Source organism: Streptomyces sp. cf386, assembly GCF_900103585.1.
In the GTDB taxonomy this organism is placed as follows: domain Bacteria; phylum Actinomycetota; class Actinomycetes; order Streptomycetales; family Streptomycetaceae; genus Streptomyces.
The window spans coordinates 449,640-466,977 of record NZ_FNHV01000006.1; the positions used below are offsets into that span (position 1 = coordinate 449,640).

Genomic DNA, 17,338 nt, shown 5'->3' on the forward strand with positions numbered 1-17,338 from the left:
TGACAACTCGGGTGCATGTGACGGCCGTTGCCCTACCTTGGGCATATGGCGCTGCATCACCACAGTGACGGTTCGTGGCGAGTGAGGGTGGACGACGAGGACGGTACGCCCTGTGGCGCCGGGGTGCTGCTCGACGACCGTCATGTGCTCACCTGCGCGCATGTCGTCCGGTACGCGGGGGCGGCACCCGGGGGCACCACGAGTCACGTACGGATCAACAGCGTCGCGTGCCGTCCGGAGTGGAGCCGCCCCGCGCGCGTGGCGTCCGGGACATGGGTGCACGCCAACGGCACACAGCGCGGTGACGTGGCGCTGCTCGAACTCGACGAGCCGGCCGGGTGCGGCACGCGGACGAAATTGTGGAAGGCGCCCATCTCCGGCGGCACGGTGCGCGTATACGGCTTTCCCCATGCCGATCCGGTCGGCATGGGGGCCGACGCGCAGCTCGCCGGGTCCGGGGGCCGGCAGGGCGAGTGGGGGCTGATGAAGCGGGTGCGCGTCGGCGATCCGTGGATCCAGCGGGGGTACTCGGGCGCCGGAGCGATGGCGATGGGCGGCGCCTTCGACGGGCGGGTCATCGGCATCGTGGTGGCCGACTTCGTCGACGGCGACGCGAAGGCGGCGTGGATGCTGCCGACCGAGACGGTGCTCCACTATCTGCCCCGGATCGCGGAGTTGGGGTTCTACGACGGCGACCCGGCGACCGAACTGGGCGACACCGGCGGCGCGTTGCAGGACCACGTGCTGGGCGACCCGCTGCGGCTCGCCCTCACGCAGGAGCTCACCCGGCTGCTCGACAGCGGCCGGCCGGGCACCGTCGTCGTCGGCACCGGCGGCACCACCGCGGTGGGCGACTCCTGGCTCGTCCGCCTCGTGCGCACGGCCGACCCCGCGGCCCGGGCGGTGGTCTCCGACGCGGAGCTGACCGGCGCACCCGGCGACACGGTCCTCGGCCTGGGCTCCATCGACGCGGCCTACGACGCGCGCGGCAGGTCGGTCGCCGAGGTGTGCGGCTATCTCGCGCGCCGCTTCGGCCTCCCCGGCGGCGACGCCCGCACGGTGGCCCGGCAACTGCTGCGCCGCAGGCCGCCCGCCTGTCTGGTGGTGGGCGGCGTCGACCGGGCCCAGGACCCACAGGCCCTGGTGGAGGACCTGCTCGGGCAGTTGGCCGCCCGGGCCCGGTCGCGGGGCCTGCGGCTCGTCCTCGGCTTCGAGGGCGTACCGCCGGAGGGCCTCGCCCGCGACGTGTCCCTCGACCCGGAACCGATCCGCGGCGCCGTCGTCGGGGGTGTGAGCGCCGACCGCGCCCAGGAGGTGGTCGGCCTGCTCGCCGCCGAGGAGGACGCCGCGGCGGCGCTGGAACAGGAGTGGGGCGTACGGTTCTTCGCCGCGCCCCGGCTGCCGCCCCGCACCGCGCCCCGGCTGCGGGTCCGGCTGGCCGTCGCCCGGGCGACCGCGCCGAACCCCGAACTCACCGCGGTCCACGATCAGGCGGCCGCGGCCCGCGCCGAGGTGGCCCGCTTCGACCGCGGCCTGCGCCGACTGGTCAGAACCCAGCAGGACCTCTCCTCGGCCCTGGAACTGCACCGGGTCCGCGCCGCCCGGTACTTCGGCGAGGAGGACCGCCCCCTCGCCGAACTCCACGCCCCGGCGGCCCGCGCCCTGCAGACCGTACCGATCGACCTCGCGACCGCCCGCCGCTCGGTCGGCCGGTACGCCGACGAGGTCAACCGCCGTATCGAGGAGGCGTGACGCGCCGTGCGGATGTGCAACCGGCCCGACTGCGGCCGAGGCGAGATCGATGAGGACGGGTTCTGTGACCGGTGTGACCGGGAGCCGGTGCCGCAGGACGGTGGCTCGGCGGAGCTTCCGGGGCCGGAGCCGGTGCGGGGTGCGGGTGTCGGGGTGGCTCATGTGCGGGCGGATCCCTGGTACGGGCTCGGGCTCGTCGACTCCGACCAAGGGGCGAGGGCCCCGGAGGTCCCGCCGAGGTCAGCGGATCCCGTCACCGAGGAGCATCGTTACTGCGTCAACCCGTTCTGCGACTCCCCGGTCGGCCGCGGGCGCGCCGGTGAACCGGGCCGGACGAAGGGCTACTGCCCGGAATGCGGCACCGGGTTCGACTTCGACCGGCCCAGCGGCCTCACCATCGCCGGCCGCTACGACGTCGAACGCGCCCTCGGCTCGGGGGCGTACGGCGCGGCCTACCTCGTCCACGACCGCAACCTCGCCACCCAGGTCGTCCTCAAGGCCCTGAACAAGTCGGTCGCCAGGACCGCGCTGCACGAGCGGGACGTCCTGGTCGGGCTCCGGCACGACAGCATCGTCCGCATCCTGGGCTACGAGCACGAAGGGCCGCATCTCGTCCTGGAGTACGTGCCGGGCGTCCCCCTCACGGCAGGCGACGGCGACCGGCTGGAGACCCTCCTCGCCCACGGCGTCCGCGTCCTCCAGGCTCTCGACTACCTGCACGAACGGGGCCTGCTGCACTGCGACGTCAAGCCGCTGAACATCATCCGGTACCGGGAGCAGAGCCCGGCGGGCGCGCTGGACCGGGTGCGGCTCATCGACTTCGGCTCGGTGCGCAGCCAGAAGGACGAGGGACCGATGGTGGCGTACACCGAGGCGTACGCACCCCCGTTGGGCGACCCGGAGCATGGGGGCCCGACCCCGGGCTTCGACCTCTACTCCCTGGGCATGACCCTGCGCGAGGTGTGCCGCTCCCGCGGGACCGACCCCTCGGCGCCGGGCGTCGACTCGCTGCGTCTGCTGCTCGACCGTGCCACGGACATCGAGCGGCCGAGTCGGCGGTTCGTGTCGGCGCGGCAGTTCGCGGAGCAGCTCAGCGGTGTCATCCGGCAGGTCGTGGCGGCAGCCCCGACGTATCGTCAGGTCGCCCGCCCGTCCGCCCTGTTCGGCTCGATGCCCGAGCCGCTGCACGGCGGACTGGGGGCGGCCCGTCCGCTCGCCCACTGGGTCGAGGCGCGGCCCGGCGAGGACGGGACGCTGACGATGAGCGCGCCGTTCGCCTCCCCCGAGCCCGGCGACATCGCGGCCGCGCTCCCGACTCCGCTGTCCGACCCCGACGCCCCCGACCTCGCGGGCGAGACCCGACGCGCCCTGGCCGAGAGCCGGCTGGCCCTGCGTCGTAGGGACCCGGTGCTCGCGGAGCGGACGCTCGCGGCGGCGGGCCTGTCCGACTGGCACTGGCTGCACGCCTGGTACTCCGGTCTGATCGCGCTGGCCCGCGAGGACGCGGAGTCGGCCGCCACCGCCTTCACCACGGTGCGCGAGGCCGTCCCCGGCGAGCTGATACCGCAACTCGCCCTCGGCCTCTGCGCCGAGCTGCGGAGGAACCTCACCGCCGCCCGGGCGCACTACAGCGCCGTCTTCGACACCACCCCGGCACTCGGCGCGGCCGGCTTCGGCCTGGCCCGCGTCCATCTGCTGGCCGGCGAGCGGACGAAGGCCGTGGGCACCGCCGTACGGCTGGCGGAGGAGTTCCGCTACGAACGCGAGGCGCGCGTGGCGGCCGTACGCCTGAGTGTCATGGTCCTCGGCGGGCCCGCCCATCCGAGGCCGACCGGCGACGACCTGGCGCGGGCCGAGGCGGGTCTGGACGGCCTCGACGTGGACCGGGCGGCACGGGACGGGCTGCGTGCCGAGATCCAGTACGCGCACTTCCTGCACCACCACGACCGCGAGCGCCTGTCCGACGCGATCCGTGAACTCGGCCCGCACGTGCCCACCGAGCGCGAGTACGTCGCCCTGGTGGACCTCGCGAACCGGCTGCGCCCACCGCTCAGGTGGAGATGGTCCGCACGACGTGGAAGAACCCGTCATTCCCGTTTCGGAGGAACACCCCGAACGCTAAGCTCCTGATACGCCAAGTGACGGACGCTTCCACGCTCCGTGAGGGGCGCGGCGGTACAGGGACACAGCGACACGCAGCGACGCGATCGGGTGGTGCCGGTGGGGGACAGCTCGCCCTTGGGGCTCAGTTTCGCCCTGGAAGTCGACGCACCCTCGGACCTGGCCCACGACCAACAGCGCGCGGACGCCCTCCTCACCGTCACGGCCCGCTCCGCCTCGGGCGCGGTCGCGGGCCCGGAGCCGCCGGGCGCCGAAGTCCTCATCATGGACCGGTCGTTGTCCATGTCCGGGCACAAGCTGGACGAGGCGAAACGCGCGATGTGCGCGGCCATCGACACCCTGCGGGACGGCACCCTCCTGGGCATCGTCGCGGGCCACCACGAGGCCGATGTGATCTTCCCGGCCGACGGCGGCCTGACCCGCGTCGACGCCGCGGCGCGCGAGGACGCCAAGCTGCGGGTCATCGGCCAGTTCGCCGCCGGCGGCACGGCGATCGGGCAGTGGCTGGCCTGCGCCGAGCGCCTGTTCGCCTCGGTGACCTCCGCGGGCGCCGTACGCCACGCCGTGCTCTACACGGACGGCAAGGACGAGCACGAGACGCCCGAGCAACTCGGTGACATCCTCGCCGCATGCACCGACCGGTTCGTCTGCGACGCCCGCGGGCTGGGCGACGACTGGCACTACGCCGAGCTGCTGCGCATCACCGAGGCCCTGCACGGCACCGCCGAGGCCGTCGTCACCGTCTCCGACCTCACCGAGGACTTCACCCGGCTCATGCGGAAGGCACAGCGCATCGTCGTGCCCCGGGTCTATCTGGGCCTGCGCCTCAACGACATGTTCCAGCTCGCCTTCGTACGCCAGATCCGCCCCGTGGAGGCCGAACTGACGGCACGTCAACGGTACGAGGAGGAGACCCACGTCCCGCTGGGCTCCTGGCCCCCGGAGACCCGCCAGTACCAGGTCTCCCTCGGCTTCGACCCGCACTCCCTGCCCGTCGACGAGAACCTGCGCGCCGCCCGCATCACCCTGCACGCCGAGCACCCCGACGGCACCCGGGCGCCCTGCTCCGACACGGTGTCCATGGCCGTACGACGCCGCTCGACGCCTTCCTTCGGCATCCCCCGCTCCGCCCATCTCACCCGGGTCGAGAACGAACGCGAACTCGGCATGGCGATGCGCGCCTGCGCCGACGCCCAGCTGCGCGGCGACCTCGACCGCGCCGACCGCGAACTGCGCCTCGCGACCGACCTCGCGCGGGACCTTGAGGACACCGTCCGGCTGCGCCTGCTGCGCGCGGTCGCGACCACCGGCCCCGACGGTCTGCCACGGGTGCGGCGTGATGTCTCCCGGGCGGAGATCCAGAAGATCGGGGTCGACTCGACGAAGACGGTGGCACCGCCGGTCGACATGGTCGACATGGTGGACATGGTGGACCCGGTCGACGTGGTGGGCCCGGTGGACCTGGTGGATGTGGGCGACTCGGGCGAACTTCCCTCGGCTGAAGCCCCGTTGTCGCCGCGCGAGTGCCCGCGCTGCGGTACGACGCCAGCGTCGCCGACGGCCAAGTTCTGCGAGCAGTGCAGGTACCGGTTCGCGGACGGAGCGCGGGACGGTGGGCCGGTGGATGCGTCGTGAGGCTCTCCTGGAGGACGGGGCGCGTGCCCCATCCGATCGTCGTGCTGCGGTGGCTGCGGGCCGGTGTGCTGGGCATGGTGGCCGTGACCGCGCTGCTGTATCTCGTGGTGGCCGACCGGGCCGGGGAGCAGATGGCCGCCGCCGATCGCACCCGCGAGGCCATCCGTGATCTCGGGGAGGCCCGCGAGAGTGCCGTAGCGGCGAAGGACGAGCTGGAGAAAGCGGATGCGGCCACCGACGAGGTCGACCTGATCGGCACCGGCACCAGCTTCGCCAACGCCACCACCCGCGTGAGCACCCTCCTCACCTCGGCGACCGAGGGCAACGCGGCCGGCGAGCAGGGGCTGCACCACATCCAGTTCGTCCAGGGCCAGTTGACCACCTCCGTACAGCTGGCCAACGGCCCGCAGGGCCCGAGGACGGCGCTCCCCTCGCTGGAGGACGGGCCGGAGAAGGACGACCGGGGCAGGGACGTCCGGTTCACGGGCGGGCTCATCGAGTCCCTGGAGGATCTCCGGGAGATCGAGGTCCTCGCCCTGGACGAACAGCTCCGGTCGCGTTGGCTGGACCCGTACCTCCTGTGGCCCGTGCTCATAGGGCCGGTGGTCGTCATGCTGCTGCTCGCCGGCACGACCGGCTTCGTCGTCGCCCGCCACTTCCGGCAGTACCCCAGCCCGGCGCTCGGCCTGGCGCTGCTGGCCACGGCGTCCGTCGCCCTGATCGCCTGCGGCGACCCACTGCTGCCGGGCCGGGGATGGGTCATGGCGATCGCGCTGCCGCTGCTGCTCGCGGCCGGTGCGCTCGCGTACCTGGCCTACCGCCCCCGGATCGCCGAGTACAGGTTCCCGCACTCATGAAGAGACTGACGGCACCCCTGGTGCACTGCGCCCTGGCCCTCGGGCTGCTCCTGGCCGCCCTCGGGTGCGGTGCGCCGGAGAGGGAGCGGGTGACGATCATGGTTCCCTGGTCCGGCACCGAGTTCAAGGCGTTCTACTCGGTCATCGAGGCCTTCGAGAAGGCCAATCCCGGTATCGACGTCGCCCCACAGGTCACCCGCGCCCTGACCCAGCAGCTCGACGCCGCGGTGGCCGCGGAGGCACCGCCCGACCTGGCCGTCCTGCCCAGTGTGGGAGCGATCGCCAAGTACCGCGGCGGGGCGCTCCGGCCGCTCGGCGTCGACACGTCCTCGTTCGTCGACCCGTTCCGCGGGCTGGCCATGGACGACGGCAAGGTGTACGCGGTCCCCGTCAAGGCCGACGTCAAGAGTCTCGTCTGGTACGACCGCCGGCTCACCCCGAAGCCGGCCGGCACCTGGTCCGCACTCCAGAAACGGCCCGAGACCTGGTGCCTCGGACTGGAGTCCCCCGGCGCGACCTCCGGCTGGCCCGGCGCGGACTGGATCGCGGACATCCTGCTCGCCCAGGAGGGCGTCGACGCGTACGAGAACTGGGTCTCCGGGGACGGTGTGACGTGGAACTCACCGCCGGTCAGGGAGGCGTGGGAGAGATGGTGGAGCCTCGTCGAGGGCAGCGAGAGCGCGACCGAGCGAGAGTTCGACGAGGCCGCCGTCGAACTGGTCCGCAACAGGTGCTCCCTGGGCCATGGCGCCCTGTCCGCGATGGCGTTCCCGGCGGACCTGATGAAGGACGAGCGCTACACCTACGTACTCCCCTCCCCGCGGCAGGCCCTGGAGGTGTCGGCGGACTTCGTCGGCAAGTTCACCCGGGACAACCCGGGCGCCGACCGGCTCATCGCCTATCTCGCCGGTGCGAAGGCTCAGCAGACCTGGGTGAACGAACCGGGGTACGCGCTCTCCGCCAACCGGCAGGTGACGACGTACGACAACCGGACCCAGGCGCGTATCGCCGGGATGCTCCGCTCCGGTCACACCCTCTGCTTCAGCGCCGCCGACGCGATGGATCCCGACGTGTCGGCCGCCTTCTACCGAGCGGTCATGGAGTACGTGAACGGCGAAGACCTGACCGGACTGCTGAAGGCACTCGACCAAGTCCAACAGCACCTGGGGGACTCCCCTCGGCCCACCCCTCTCTGCGGCACCCCGAACCAAGCCTGACGCGCCCCATCCCCACCTCGCCCCCACTCAGGAGCCCTTCATGCCGGACGCGGTCCAGTTCACGCTCTCCGACGGCACCGTCGTCCTCGTCGCCCCGCCAGCCCGCGCGGGTACCGGGGCGGTGGGACTCGGGACACGTTTGGAGAGCGCGGCACAGTCCCTGCGGGAGGCGCTGGGGCCGGTCACCACGGCCGCGTCCGATGTGATCGACGGGTTCCAGGCCCTCGCCCAGCGGCCCGACGAGGTGGAGATCACCTTCGGCGTCGCACTGGACGCCAAGCTGGGCGCTGTCCTGTCGAGCGCGGGAGCGGGCGCCCACCTGGACGTCACCCTCCGCTGGAACGCGGCGACATCGGCATAGAACCTCGCAGACCCCTTGCGCCGCTCGGATAACATCGTCGAACTAACTGACGATAAACATCTACCAAATCGGCCAAAACAATTGATATCTATATGGCGTCAACCACGGGCCGTGCTGTGGGCCACAGCAGGTGCGGCAGCCCTCGGATTCCTCGTCGCGCTGGAGATCGCCGCGCGTCGCCTGGGCATACCGGGGCCGATCACCACGCAGGCGCGCGAGGCGGTGTTCGCCCCGAAGTCGGGATTCCTGCTGTACGCGGGCATGGCGTTGACGATGGTGGTGCTCACCTGGCGGCAACGGCTCATCGCGCTCGGTGCCGCGATCGGCATCGACGTCACCGTCTTCGTGGTGCGGTGGCTGGCCGACGCCAGGGTGACCGAAGGCCACCCGTTCGGTAACGGCGCGTTGTGGGTGGTCCTGGGCTGTGGGGTCATCGCCGTCACCCGCCGGACCGGCCCGGAACGCCTTCTGCTGCTGAAGGGCGTCGCGCTGGGCCTGCTGCTGGTGGCCGGCCGCAAGACCGGCGACACCTGGCTGCTCATCACGGCGAAGACCCGCCCGGCGGTGCTCGACCAGTACCTGGCGACCGCCGACCACGCACTGGGCAACCCGTCCTGGCTGGTAGGCCGGATCGTCAGGGCCACCGGGCCGGTCGGCGCCCATGTTCTCGACTACGTGTACGTCCAGCTCGCGGTCGCCGCGGTCTGCGTCGCGCTGTACCAGTTGCGTCATGTGGCGGTCGAACGCCGCTTCCCGCGCCACCATCTGGTGCGCACCTTCCTGGTGATCGGCCTCCTCGGGCCGGCCATCTACATGATCTTCCCGGTGGTCGGCCCGATCTTCGCCTACGGCCCGGGCGCCTCCGGAACTGGCGGCGTGCACTGGGCGGTGGCCAACATCTGGCCGGAGACGGCTCCCCCGATGACCGCCCCGCAGCCGATGCCCTACGACGAGATCACCCCCCGCAACTGCATGCCCAGCCTGCACACGGCATGGGCCACCGTGATCTTCCTGCACTCCCGCAAGGGCCCACGAGTTCTGCGCTACGCGGGCACGTTCTGGCTGATCGCCACACTCGGCGCCACGCTGGGCTTCGGCTACCACTACGGCGTCGATCTCATCGCCGGTGTGGTGTTCGCGCTCACCATCGAGGCGGCTCTGCGCTCCCAGGCCCGCGGCTGGGATCGGTCCGGAACCCAAATGGTCGCCCACGGCGCAACGGTGTTCGTCGCGCTCCTGCTGTCCTATCGCTATCTGCCGATGGAGATGGCCAGACATCCGTTGCTCTACGGCCCCCTTCTCCTTCTCGCGATGGCGTCGGTGATCTACGGCTACATGCGCACGACCAAGCTGTGGGAAACGACGACCGCACCGGTACGGCAACAGGAACCGCAGCCCGAACTGGTCTGAGCCCTGCGGCACTTCGCTGCCCTCCCGTCAAACGGAACCCGCTGTCAGCCGGTTGTCAGTGGCTGCCTGGTGCAATGGGCCGGGTCCGTGGAGGAGCCGAACGTGGTCGGCGAGCGGCGAGCAGGAGGCTCTTGATGTCCTGGACGGAATGCAGTGAATTGCGGCCGTTCGCCGCGATGCGGCTGGTCTGTTTCCCGCACGCGGGCGGGTCGTCGTACTTCTTCCGGGACTGGCGCAAGGGGCTGCCCGAGTTCGAGGTGCACGCGGTCTGTTACCCGGGTCGGGCGGACCGGTTCGGGGAGCCGACGGCCACCGATCTGGTGGCGATGGCGGGTGAGATCGCCGAGGCCGTCAAGCCGCTCACGGACCGGCCCACCGTGCTGTTCGGACACAGCATGGGCGCGGTCGTGGCGTACGAGACGGCCAGGGCGCTGGAGGCCCAAGGGGCCCCGCTGTCACATCTGTTCGTGTCGGGTGCCCGCGCCGGCCATCTGATACGGCGGGACGCCTGGGCGGCCGGGATGAACGAAGAGAGCGTCATCGCGGCGCTCCAGGAGCTGGGCGGCACCGACACCGAGCTGCTGGACCACCCGATGTTCCGTGAGCTGATCCTGCCGTACGTCCAGGCCGACTTCCGGATGCTGGGCAGCTATGAGCACCGCCCGGGTGCGCTGCTCGGCTGTCCCGTCACGGCGGTCGCGGGGGCGAGAGATCCCCGGGTGACGGCGGAGCAGGTGGCGCAGTGGGCGCAGGTGACCGAGGGGTCGTTCCGGCAGCGGATGGTGCCGGGCGGGCACTTCTACCTCGCGGACTCGCCGCCGTACGAGCTGGTGCGAGAGGTGTGCGCCGAGCGAGGTGAGACGCCGAGCCGGTAGGCCGGTTCGGCAGGCCAACGGCGGGTGCCGGTGTTCCGGCCGGCCTCGTTCCGAAGACGCTGGATCACTGGGGGACACAGGTGCGGGTCAAGAGTGGGCCGAGGGCTGCCACGATCGCGATGGTCGTGCTGCCGCTGGCGGTGATCGTGTGGGCCGCGGTGGCGGTCGTCACGTCGAAGTCGACGGGCAGTGCGGCGGTGCGTGAGGCGGCGCGGCTGGACAAGGGCGGTCACTTCTTCCTCGCCGTCGCGGCCATCCTGCTCGCCAGCTTCCTGGGCGGATGGCTGGCCGACCGGCTGGGACAGCCTCGGGTGATCGGCGAGATCTGCGCGGGACTGGCCATGGGGCCGACCCTGCTGGGACGGTTCGCCCCCGATGCGAAGGACTGGCTGTTCCCGGCGGACAACCTGCCCATGCTCGACGGGCTGGCGCAGATCGGCCTGGTGTTCTTCATGTTCGGGGTGGGCCGCGAACTGACCGGAATGCCGCTGCGCGGTATCGGACCGCAGGTACTGATGGTGAGCCAGGCCTCCCTGTTGATCCCGTTCGCGGCCGGCACCGCCGCGGCCGTGCCCCTCGTCAACGACTTCAACGGACCGGCGGGCCACCCGATGGCCTTCGTCCTGTTCGTGGGGTGCGCGCTGAGCGTCACCGCGCTGCCCGTACTGGCCCGTATCCTCACCGACCTGCGGCTCACCCACACACGTCAGGGGCAGTTGAGTCTGTTCGCCTCCGCGCTAGGGGACGGCGTGGTGTGGTTGGTGCTCACCGCGATCCTGGCGGTCGTGCACGGGAGCAGCCCCACGGGTGTGCTGTGGAACGGCCTGTTCGCCGCCGCGCTGACCATCGTCTTCCTCGGCCCGCTGCGCCGAGGGCTGGCCCGCTGGGCCCGGTCCCGGAGGGCGTCCGGTGAGGGCGCCGAGGGCGATGCCACGATCATGGTTCTGCTGGCGGGCGGTGTCGCCGCGACGGCCACCCTCACCACGGTCGTCGGCGTGCACCAGCTGATCGGGGCCCTGCTGGCCGGACTGGCCTGGCCCACCGGCAACGCCCGGATGGCCCGGGTGGCGGACCGGCTGTCGAGCACGTCCAAGACCGTCCTGCTGCCGTTCTTCTTCTTCGGGTTCGGGCTCAACATCGATCTCGGCTCGTTGCGCTTCGACCGTTCCTCCGTGCTGGCCCTCGTCACCCTGCTTGTCCTGGCCGTCGTCACCAAGGTGTGCGGGCCCGCGCTGAGCGCCATGCTCACCGGCATGCGCCCGCGGCCGGCCCTCACGCTCGGCGTGCTGCTCAACGCCCGTGGTCTGACCGAACTCGTCATCCTGCAGATCGGCTACCAGGCGGGCGTCATCGACCAGCGGCTTCTCAGCATCCTCACCATCGTCGCGCTGGTCACGACGATCCTGACGAGGCCGCTGCTCCGGCTGCTCGGGCCGGAGGGCGTGGAGGCCGCACCCTCGCCGCGCGAGCCCGAGCAGGACGCCATGTCCGCCGCAAAGGACGCGCCCGAGCGCTCCTCGCTGTCCCACTGAGCGCTCCGCTGGAAGAACGGTGACTAACCCGCGGGCCGGTGGGGGCTGGTCGTGCAGTTCCCCGCGCGCCTTACGGGGCGCGTTACCGCACGGAACTTCACCGAAACCACTTAGTACCTCCGCGGCAGAACGGCTCCCATGATCGACGAGATACTTCCCGCCGCCGTCATGAGCGCCGAGTCCTTCGGGGACGAGCCGGACGCGTGGCTGTTCCCCGAGGAGAGGGCGGCGCTGGGAGAGGTCGGCGAGGCGCGCCGGCGGGAGTACACGACGGTGCGCCACTGCGCGCGGCGGGCCCTGGGCGGACTGGGCCTTCCGCCGGCGCCGCTGGTGGCGGGCGAACGCGGCGCCCCGCGCTGGCCCGAGGGCGTCGTCGGCAGCATGACCCACTGTGCGGGATACCGGGCCGCCGCCACCGCACACCGCTCCGACGTGCGCACCCTGGGCATCGACGCGGAGCCCCACGCACCCCTGCCGGACGGCGTACTGGAGTACATCGCGCTGCCGGAGGAGGCGTCGGATGTCGCCCGGCTCACCCGCCACACCCCCGAAGTGCACTGGGACCGGCTGCTGTTCTGCGCCAAGGAGGCCGTCTACAAGGCATGGTTCCCGGCGACCCACAGCTGGCTCGGCTTCGACGGGGCGGTGATCTCACCGGCGCCCGACGGCACTCTCCATGCGCGCGTCCTGACCCCGGCTCCCCCGCAACAGGTCCCCGCACCTCGGGAGTTCACCGGACGGTGGCTGGCAAGGGACGGTCTTGTGCTGGCGTGCGTGGTGTCCCCGACCGTCCCCCCGGCCCTTGATTGACTGCGTTTCTGGCATGTGTAAGATTTGACTTACACATACAGCTCGGCGTGGTGGGAGGTGGGGGCGTTGACCAGCGAGGAACTTCTGGCCTTCCTTTCCGCCGTCGGCCATGCCCAGCGGCTCAGGGCCATCGCAGGCCTCGCCGACGGCCGTATGTACGTCAGTGAACTGGCCCGGCAGCTGGGCATGTCCCGCCCCCTGCTGTACATGCATCTGGAGCGCCTGGAGAAGGCCGGCCTGGTCGTCGGCCATCTGGAACTCTCCGACGACGGCAAGGCCCTGAAGTACTTCGAGCTGGTGCCGTTCGATCTGCACATCAACCTGCAGACGATTCTGGAAACCCTGCGCGCGGACGAGCAAGCGGTCGAGCAACAGGCACGTGCGGCGGATGGGCCTGCCGATGAGGAAGGTTAGAACGTTATGAGGGGGACCCGGACATGACCGGCGCCGTTGTCGCCATCGCCATCGTCTTGATCGTCGTCGGGGGTATCACGGCGGCGGTGGTCTCGAACTTCAGACTGCAGCGCCACCGCGCCGACGCCGTGGCCATGGCCTCGTACCGCAAGCTCGCCGAAGAGGCGGTCGCCCGGCAGGAGGAGCTGCAGGCCGAACTGGCCGAGCTGAAGGCCAAGGTGAGCTCGATCGACGACATGTTGCGGAGGATCGAGTGAGCAGGCCGATGCCTGAGCGCCTACGCACTCGGGCCTCCCTGGCCGGACTTCCGTTATCCGCCGCCCCCTGGCTCGCCGCCGGCTACCTGGCGAGCTATCTCCTGGTCGGGGGCGCCCTGTTCGCCGTGGCGACGGCCGCCTTCCTGGGCGGCGTGGTACTGAGCCAGTTCACGGTGACCGTGCCGTTGATCATCTGCTCGGTGTGGGTGATCAGGGGCTGTGCGCAGGTCGAGCGGGGCCGCGCGGCCCTCGTCGACCGGCCGATCCCCTACCGGTACAGCGAGGTCACCGAACCCGGTCTGCCCGCCCACATCAGAACCCGCTGCGCCGATCCCGCGTTCACCCGCGACTGCGCCTATCTCATCCTCCTCTTCCCCCCTCTGCTGGTCCTGGACCTCTTCGCACTGGTCGTCTGGCTGGGCGCCCTCGGCTGCCTCACGCTGCCCCTGTGGTACCCGGCCATCGGCGTCTCCGGCGTCATGGCCGAGGACGGCATGTTCGGTTGGCTCCACACCCTGCCCGGAGCGCTGGCCCTCGCACTCGCCGCGCTCGTCCTGCTTCCCTTCGCCGCCCGGCTTCTCCTGGTCACCGCCCGGCTGCATCTGACCGTGGCCCAGGCGGTACTCCGCCCGCCCGGCGACCCGCTCGCCGAGGCCAAGGGCGTACTCGACCGCCCCGGTCCGCTCTCCGCCGTGCCGGGCGGCCGTCGCACCGGCATCCCCACAGAACCGACAGAGAACAGGGAAACCCATGAAACGAACACCGGCCGGGCCGGCTGAAGACGTCGTCCACCTGGACTCCGTGCACAAGGTCTACGGCGGCGGCAAGAACAAGGTGGCCGCCCTCGATGGTGTCAGCATCAGTCTGCGCCGGGGCACCTTCACCGCGGTGATGGGCCCGTCCGGATCGGGCAAGAGCACCTTTCTCCACTGCGCCGCGGGGCTGGACCGGCCGACGTCCGGCTCCGTCCGGCTCGACGGCGTGGAGCTGTCCCGGCTCAAGGAGCGGGAGCTGACCAAACTGCGCCGCGAGCGGGTCGGGTTCGTCTTCCAGGCGTTCAACCTGATGCCCGCGCTGAGCGTACGGGACAACGTCACCCTGCCCTTACGACTGGCGGGACGCCGCCCCAAAGCCAGCGAGGTCGACGAGGTCATCGAACGCGTCGGCCTCGCTTCACGACAGAAGCACCGCCCCGGCGAACTCTCCGGCGGCCAGCAGCAACGCGTGGCCATCGCCCGCGCACTCGTCACCCGGCCCGCCGTCGTCTTCGGCGACGAGCCGACCGGCGCCCTGGACACCCGCACCGCTCGCGAGGTCCTCGGGCTGCTGCGCGAGGCCGTGCAGTGGGCCGGACAGACCATCGTGATGGTCACCCACGACCCGGTCGCCGCCGCGCACGCGGACCGCACCCTCTTCCTCGCCGACGGCCGGATCGTCGACGCGCTGGAGCGCCCGACCGCCGACATGGTCGCCGAGCGCATGACGCATCTGGGTGCCTGGGCCGAGGAGAGCACGGCGCCCGACGGGCAGTACGGAGCGACCCGGTGATCGGCCTCGCACTGCGCTCCCTGAAGTTCCACAAGGGGGGCTTCGTCGCCTCGTTCATCGCGCTGTTCTTCGGCGCCGCCATCGTGATCGCCTGCGGCGGACTGCTGGAGACCGGAGTGCGCGGACTGGCCGAGCCGCAACGGCTCCAGGCCGCGACCATCGTCGTCACCGGGGACCAGGGCTACCCCGAATCCAACAAGGTCTTCCGGGAGCGGGTCCGTCTCGACGCCTCCGCCGTGTCCAAGGCCGCGGCCGTGTCCGGCGTCGAGGCGGCCGTGCCGGACGTCTCCGTCCCCGCGGTGGTCGTCCCGCCCGGCGGCAAGGGCGGCGTCACCGCCACCGGTCACGGCTGGGACTCCGCCCGCCTCGGACCGTACCGCCTGGTCGAGGGCAGCGCGCCGCGCGCCGAGGGCCAGGTCGCGCTCGACTCCCGGCTCGCCGCCCGCGCGGGTGCCAAGGCGGGCGACCGGGTCACCCTGGGCCTCCAGGGCACCATGGCCACGTACCGGGTGACCGGGCTGGTGAGCGGACCCGGCGAGGCCGAGACGCTGTTCCTCGCGGACGCCGACGCCGCGCGGCACGCTCCTCAGCAGGACAAGGTCGACTCCATCGGCGTTCTCACCCGCCCCGGCACCGACACCGGCCAGGTGAAGGCCGCGCTCGCCGACGCCTTCGCCGGGACCCCGGTCTCGGTGCTCACCGGCGACGAACGGGGCCGCGCCGAGTTCCCCGACGTCGTGACCCACGGCAAGAACCTGGTGTCCATGTCGGCCGTGTTCGGCGGACTGGCCGCGATGGTCACGGTGTTCGTGGTGGCCAGCACCCTCGGTCTGTCACTGCAGCAGCGGCAGCGGCAGATGGCGCTGCTGCGCGCGATCGGCTCGACGCCCGGCCAGGTCCGGCGGATGGTGCTGGCCGAGACCTTCGTCATCGCCGTCTTCGCCACCGCGCTGGCCTGCGTGCCCGGCCCCCGCCTGGGCAAGTGGCTGCTCGGCCAGTTCGTGGACGCCGATGTGGTGCCCGACGTGCTGATCTACCGGACCGGCTGGATCCCGCTGGTCGCGGGCGCCGGTGCGGCCCTGCTGACCGCGCTCGGTGCCGCCTGGATCGCGGCCCGTGCCGCCTCCCGCACCCGCCCGACCGAGGCGCTGGCCGAGGCGTCCCTGCAACGTCGCGGGCTCAACTGGATCCGGCTGCTGTTCGCCGTGCTCTGCCTGGCGGGCGGCACCGTTCTCGCGTTCGTCACGATGAACGTCGACGGCGCGACGGCCGGCAGTACGGCTACGCCCGCGGCGATGCTGTGGGCCGCCGGCTTCGGACTGCTGGGCCCCGCGCTGACCAGGCTGATGACGGCCCTGCTGCGCTGGCCGCTGCGCGCGGTCACCGGCTTCTCCGGCCAACTGGCCATCCTCAACGCCAAGGCCCGGCCGGCCCGGCTGGCCGGAGCGGTCATGCCGGTCATGCTCGCCACCGGCATGGCCACCGCCCTGATCTATCTGCAGACGACCCAGAACCAGGGCGCCCAGCAGGCGTTCGAGGACAACCTCCGCGCCGACCTGGTGCTCACCTCGGTGGCCGGCGGGATGCCCGCGTCCCTGGCCGCCGGCCTCGACAAGGAGCCCGGCGTGGCGGCGGCCTCCGCCTATGTGCCGAGCTCCGGCTTCCTGGAGCCGTCCAAGGCCGAGTTGGCGGAGTACGACGGCAAGGGCCGCAAACCGAAGGGCGACCCCGTGCAGATCACCGGGGTGTCCGCGACGGGCATCGAGCGCACCACGGCGATCCGTGCGGTCAGCGGCAGCCTCGCCGATCTGACCGGGGACACCGTGGCCCTGCCCGAGTCCTCCGCCGGGGGACACCGGATCGGTGACCGCATCCCCATGCGCCTGGGCGACGGTACCCAGGTCGAGCCACGCCTGGTGGCGACGGTCGGGGACCAGCGCGGATACGGCGCGGCCCTGATGCCCGCCGCCACGGTGGCCGCGCACACCACCGACGGCGCCGTGCCGCAGATCCTGGTCGCGGCGGACTCCGGCACCGACACCGCGAAGCTCTCCGCCGAACTCACCGGCTCCGGCGCGCCCTTGCCCGGGCTGCGCGCGGTCGACCGCGGCGACCTGGTCACCGCCTCGGCCGAGCAGAACGACACCCAGACCTGGGTGGCGTACCTGCTGGTCGCGATGGTCGTCGGATACGCGGTCATCGCCCTGGTGAACTCGCTGGTGATGGCGACCGGCGAACGGCGCCGGGAGTTCACCCTGCAGCGTCTGGTCGGCGCGACCCGGGGCCAGGTGATGCGGATGATGACGGTGGAGGCGCTGCTGACCGCGCTGGCCGGTCTGGCGCTGGGCATGCTGGTCGCGGTCGCGACCCTGGTACCGCTGAGCCAGGCCGTGCTCGCCCGGACGATGCCCGCGGGACCGCCGTCGATTCTGCTGGCGGTCCTCGTCTCCGCGCTCGTCCTGACGGTCGGTACGACCCTGCTGACCGCCCGGGTGGCGCTGCGCACCCGGCCCTCCGCGGCCATCGGCAGCCGCGATTGAGCTGAAAAC

General features: G+C 71.8%; 15 protein-coding genes. All 15 read left to right on the forward strand.

What is annotated here, in order from left to right; translation table 11 throughout:
• The first annotated feature begins 45 nt into the window (after positions 1-45).
• Positions 46-1,752: a trypsin-like peptidase domain-containing protein gene (locus BLU79_RS18290; protein WP_093906849.1), complete on the forward strand. Its 1,707-nt coding sequence runs from the start codon at positions 46-48 to the stop codon at positions 1,750-1,752.
• Between the two features lie 12 nt (positions 1,753-1,764).
• Positions 1,765-3,882, forward strand: a complete 2,118-nt coding sequence (locus BLU79_RS18295; RefSeq protein WP_093906850.1) for a tetratricopeptide repeat protein — start codon at positions 1,765-1,767, stop codon at positions 3,880-3,882.
• Positions 3,883-3,990: 108 nt separating this feature from the next.
• On the forward strand, positions 3,991-5,508 hold the full coding sequence (locus BLU79_RS18300) for a VWA domain-containing protein (protein WP_143052507.1): 1,518 nt from the start codon (positions 3,991-3,993) through the stop codon (positions 5,506-5,508).
• A gap of 23 nt (positions 5,509-5,531) precedes the next feature.
• Complete coding sequence (locus tag BLU79_RS18305) at positions 5,532-6,365, forward strand: hypothetical protein (protein ID WP_093906852.1); 834 nt, start codon at positions 5,532-5,534, stop codon at positions 6,363-6,365.
• Positions 6,362-7,582 (forward strand): ABC transporter substrate-binding protein, encoded by a 1,221-nt coding sequence (locus tag BLU79_RS18310; RefSeq protein ID WP_177001065.1) that lies wholly within the window; start codon positions 6,362-6,364, stop codon positions 7,580-7,582. Before BLU79_RS18305 ends, BLU79_RS18310 begins: the two co-directional genes overlap by 4 nt.
• A 40-nt stretch (positions 7,583-7,622) precedes the next feature.
• The gene (locus BLU79_RS18315; RefSeq protein WP_093906854.1) at positions 7,623-7,943 is read left to right on the forward strand and encodes a CU044_2847 family protein; all 321 of its coding nucleotides are present in this window, start codon (positions 7,623-7,625) and stop codon (positions 7,941-7,943) included.
• Between the two features lie 111 nt (positions 7,944-8,054).
• Positions 8,055-9,353, forward strand: coding sequence for a phosphatase PAP2 family protein (locus BLU79_RS18320; RefSeq protein WP_093906855.1), 1,299 nt, complete (start codon positions 8,055-8,057; stop codon positions 9,351-9,353).
• 134 nt (positions 9,354-9,487) lie between these two features.
• Positions 9,488-10,228 carry a thioesterase II family protein gene (locus tag BLU79_RS18325; RefSeq protein WP_093906856.1) on the forward strand — a complete coding sequence of 247 codons (741 nt, stop codon included), beginning with the start codon at positions 9,488-9,490 and terminating at the stop codon, positions 10,226-10,228.
• 80 nt (positions 10,229-10,308) lie between these two features.
• Positions 10,309-11,760, forward strand: coding sequence for a cation:proton antiporter (locus tag BLU79_RS18330; RefSeq protein ID WP_143052508.1), 1,452 nt, complete (start codon positions 10,309-10,311; stop codon positions 11,758-11,760).
• A 138-nt stretch (positions 11,761-11,898) separates the two neighbouring features.
• Positions 11,899-12,570 carry a 4'-phosphopantetheinyl transferase family protein gene (locus BLU79_RS18335; protein WP_093906858.1) on the forward strand — a complete coding sequence of 224 codons (672 nt, stop codon included), beginning with the start codon at positions 11,899-11,901 and terminating at the stop codon, positions 12,568-12,570.
• A gap of 57 nt (positions 12,571-12,627) precedes the next feature.
• On the forward strand, positions 12,628-12,984 hold the full coding sequence (locus BLU79_RS18340; protein WP_371131891.1) for an ArsR/SmtB family transcription factor: 357 nt from the start codon (positions 12,628-12,630) through the stop codon (positions 12,982-12,984).
• A gap of 23 nt (positions 12,985-13,007) precedes the next feature.
• Complete coding sequence (locus BLU79_RS18345; RefSeq protein WP_093906860.1) at positions 13,008-13,241, forward strand: hypothetical protein; 234 nt, start codon at positions 13,008-13,010, stop codon at positions 13,239-13,241.
• 8 nt (positions 13,242-13,249) lie between these two features.
• Entirely contained in the window at positions 13,250-14,020 is a 771-nt protein-coding gene (locus BLU79_RS18350; RefSeq protein WP_093906861.1) for a sensor domain-containing protein, read from the forward strand.
• Complete coding sequence (locus BLU79_RS18355; RefSeq protein WP_093906862.1) at positions 13,992-14,789, forward strand: ABC transporter ATP-binding protein; 798 nt, start codon at positions 13,992-13,994, stop codon at positions 14,787-14,789. Before BLU79_RS18350 ends, BLU79_RS18355 begins: the two co-directional genes overlap by 29 nt.
• Complete coding sequence (locus BLU79_RS18360; RefSeq protein WP_093906863.1) at positions 14,786-17,329, forward strand: FtsX-like permease family protein; 2,544 nt, start codon at positions 14,786-14,788, stop codon at positions 17,327-17,329. The genes BLU79_RS18355 and BLU79_RS18360 overlap by 4 nt, the downstream gene beginning before the upstream one ends.
• Positions 17,330-17,338: the final 9 nt, after the last annotated feature.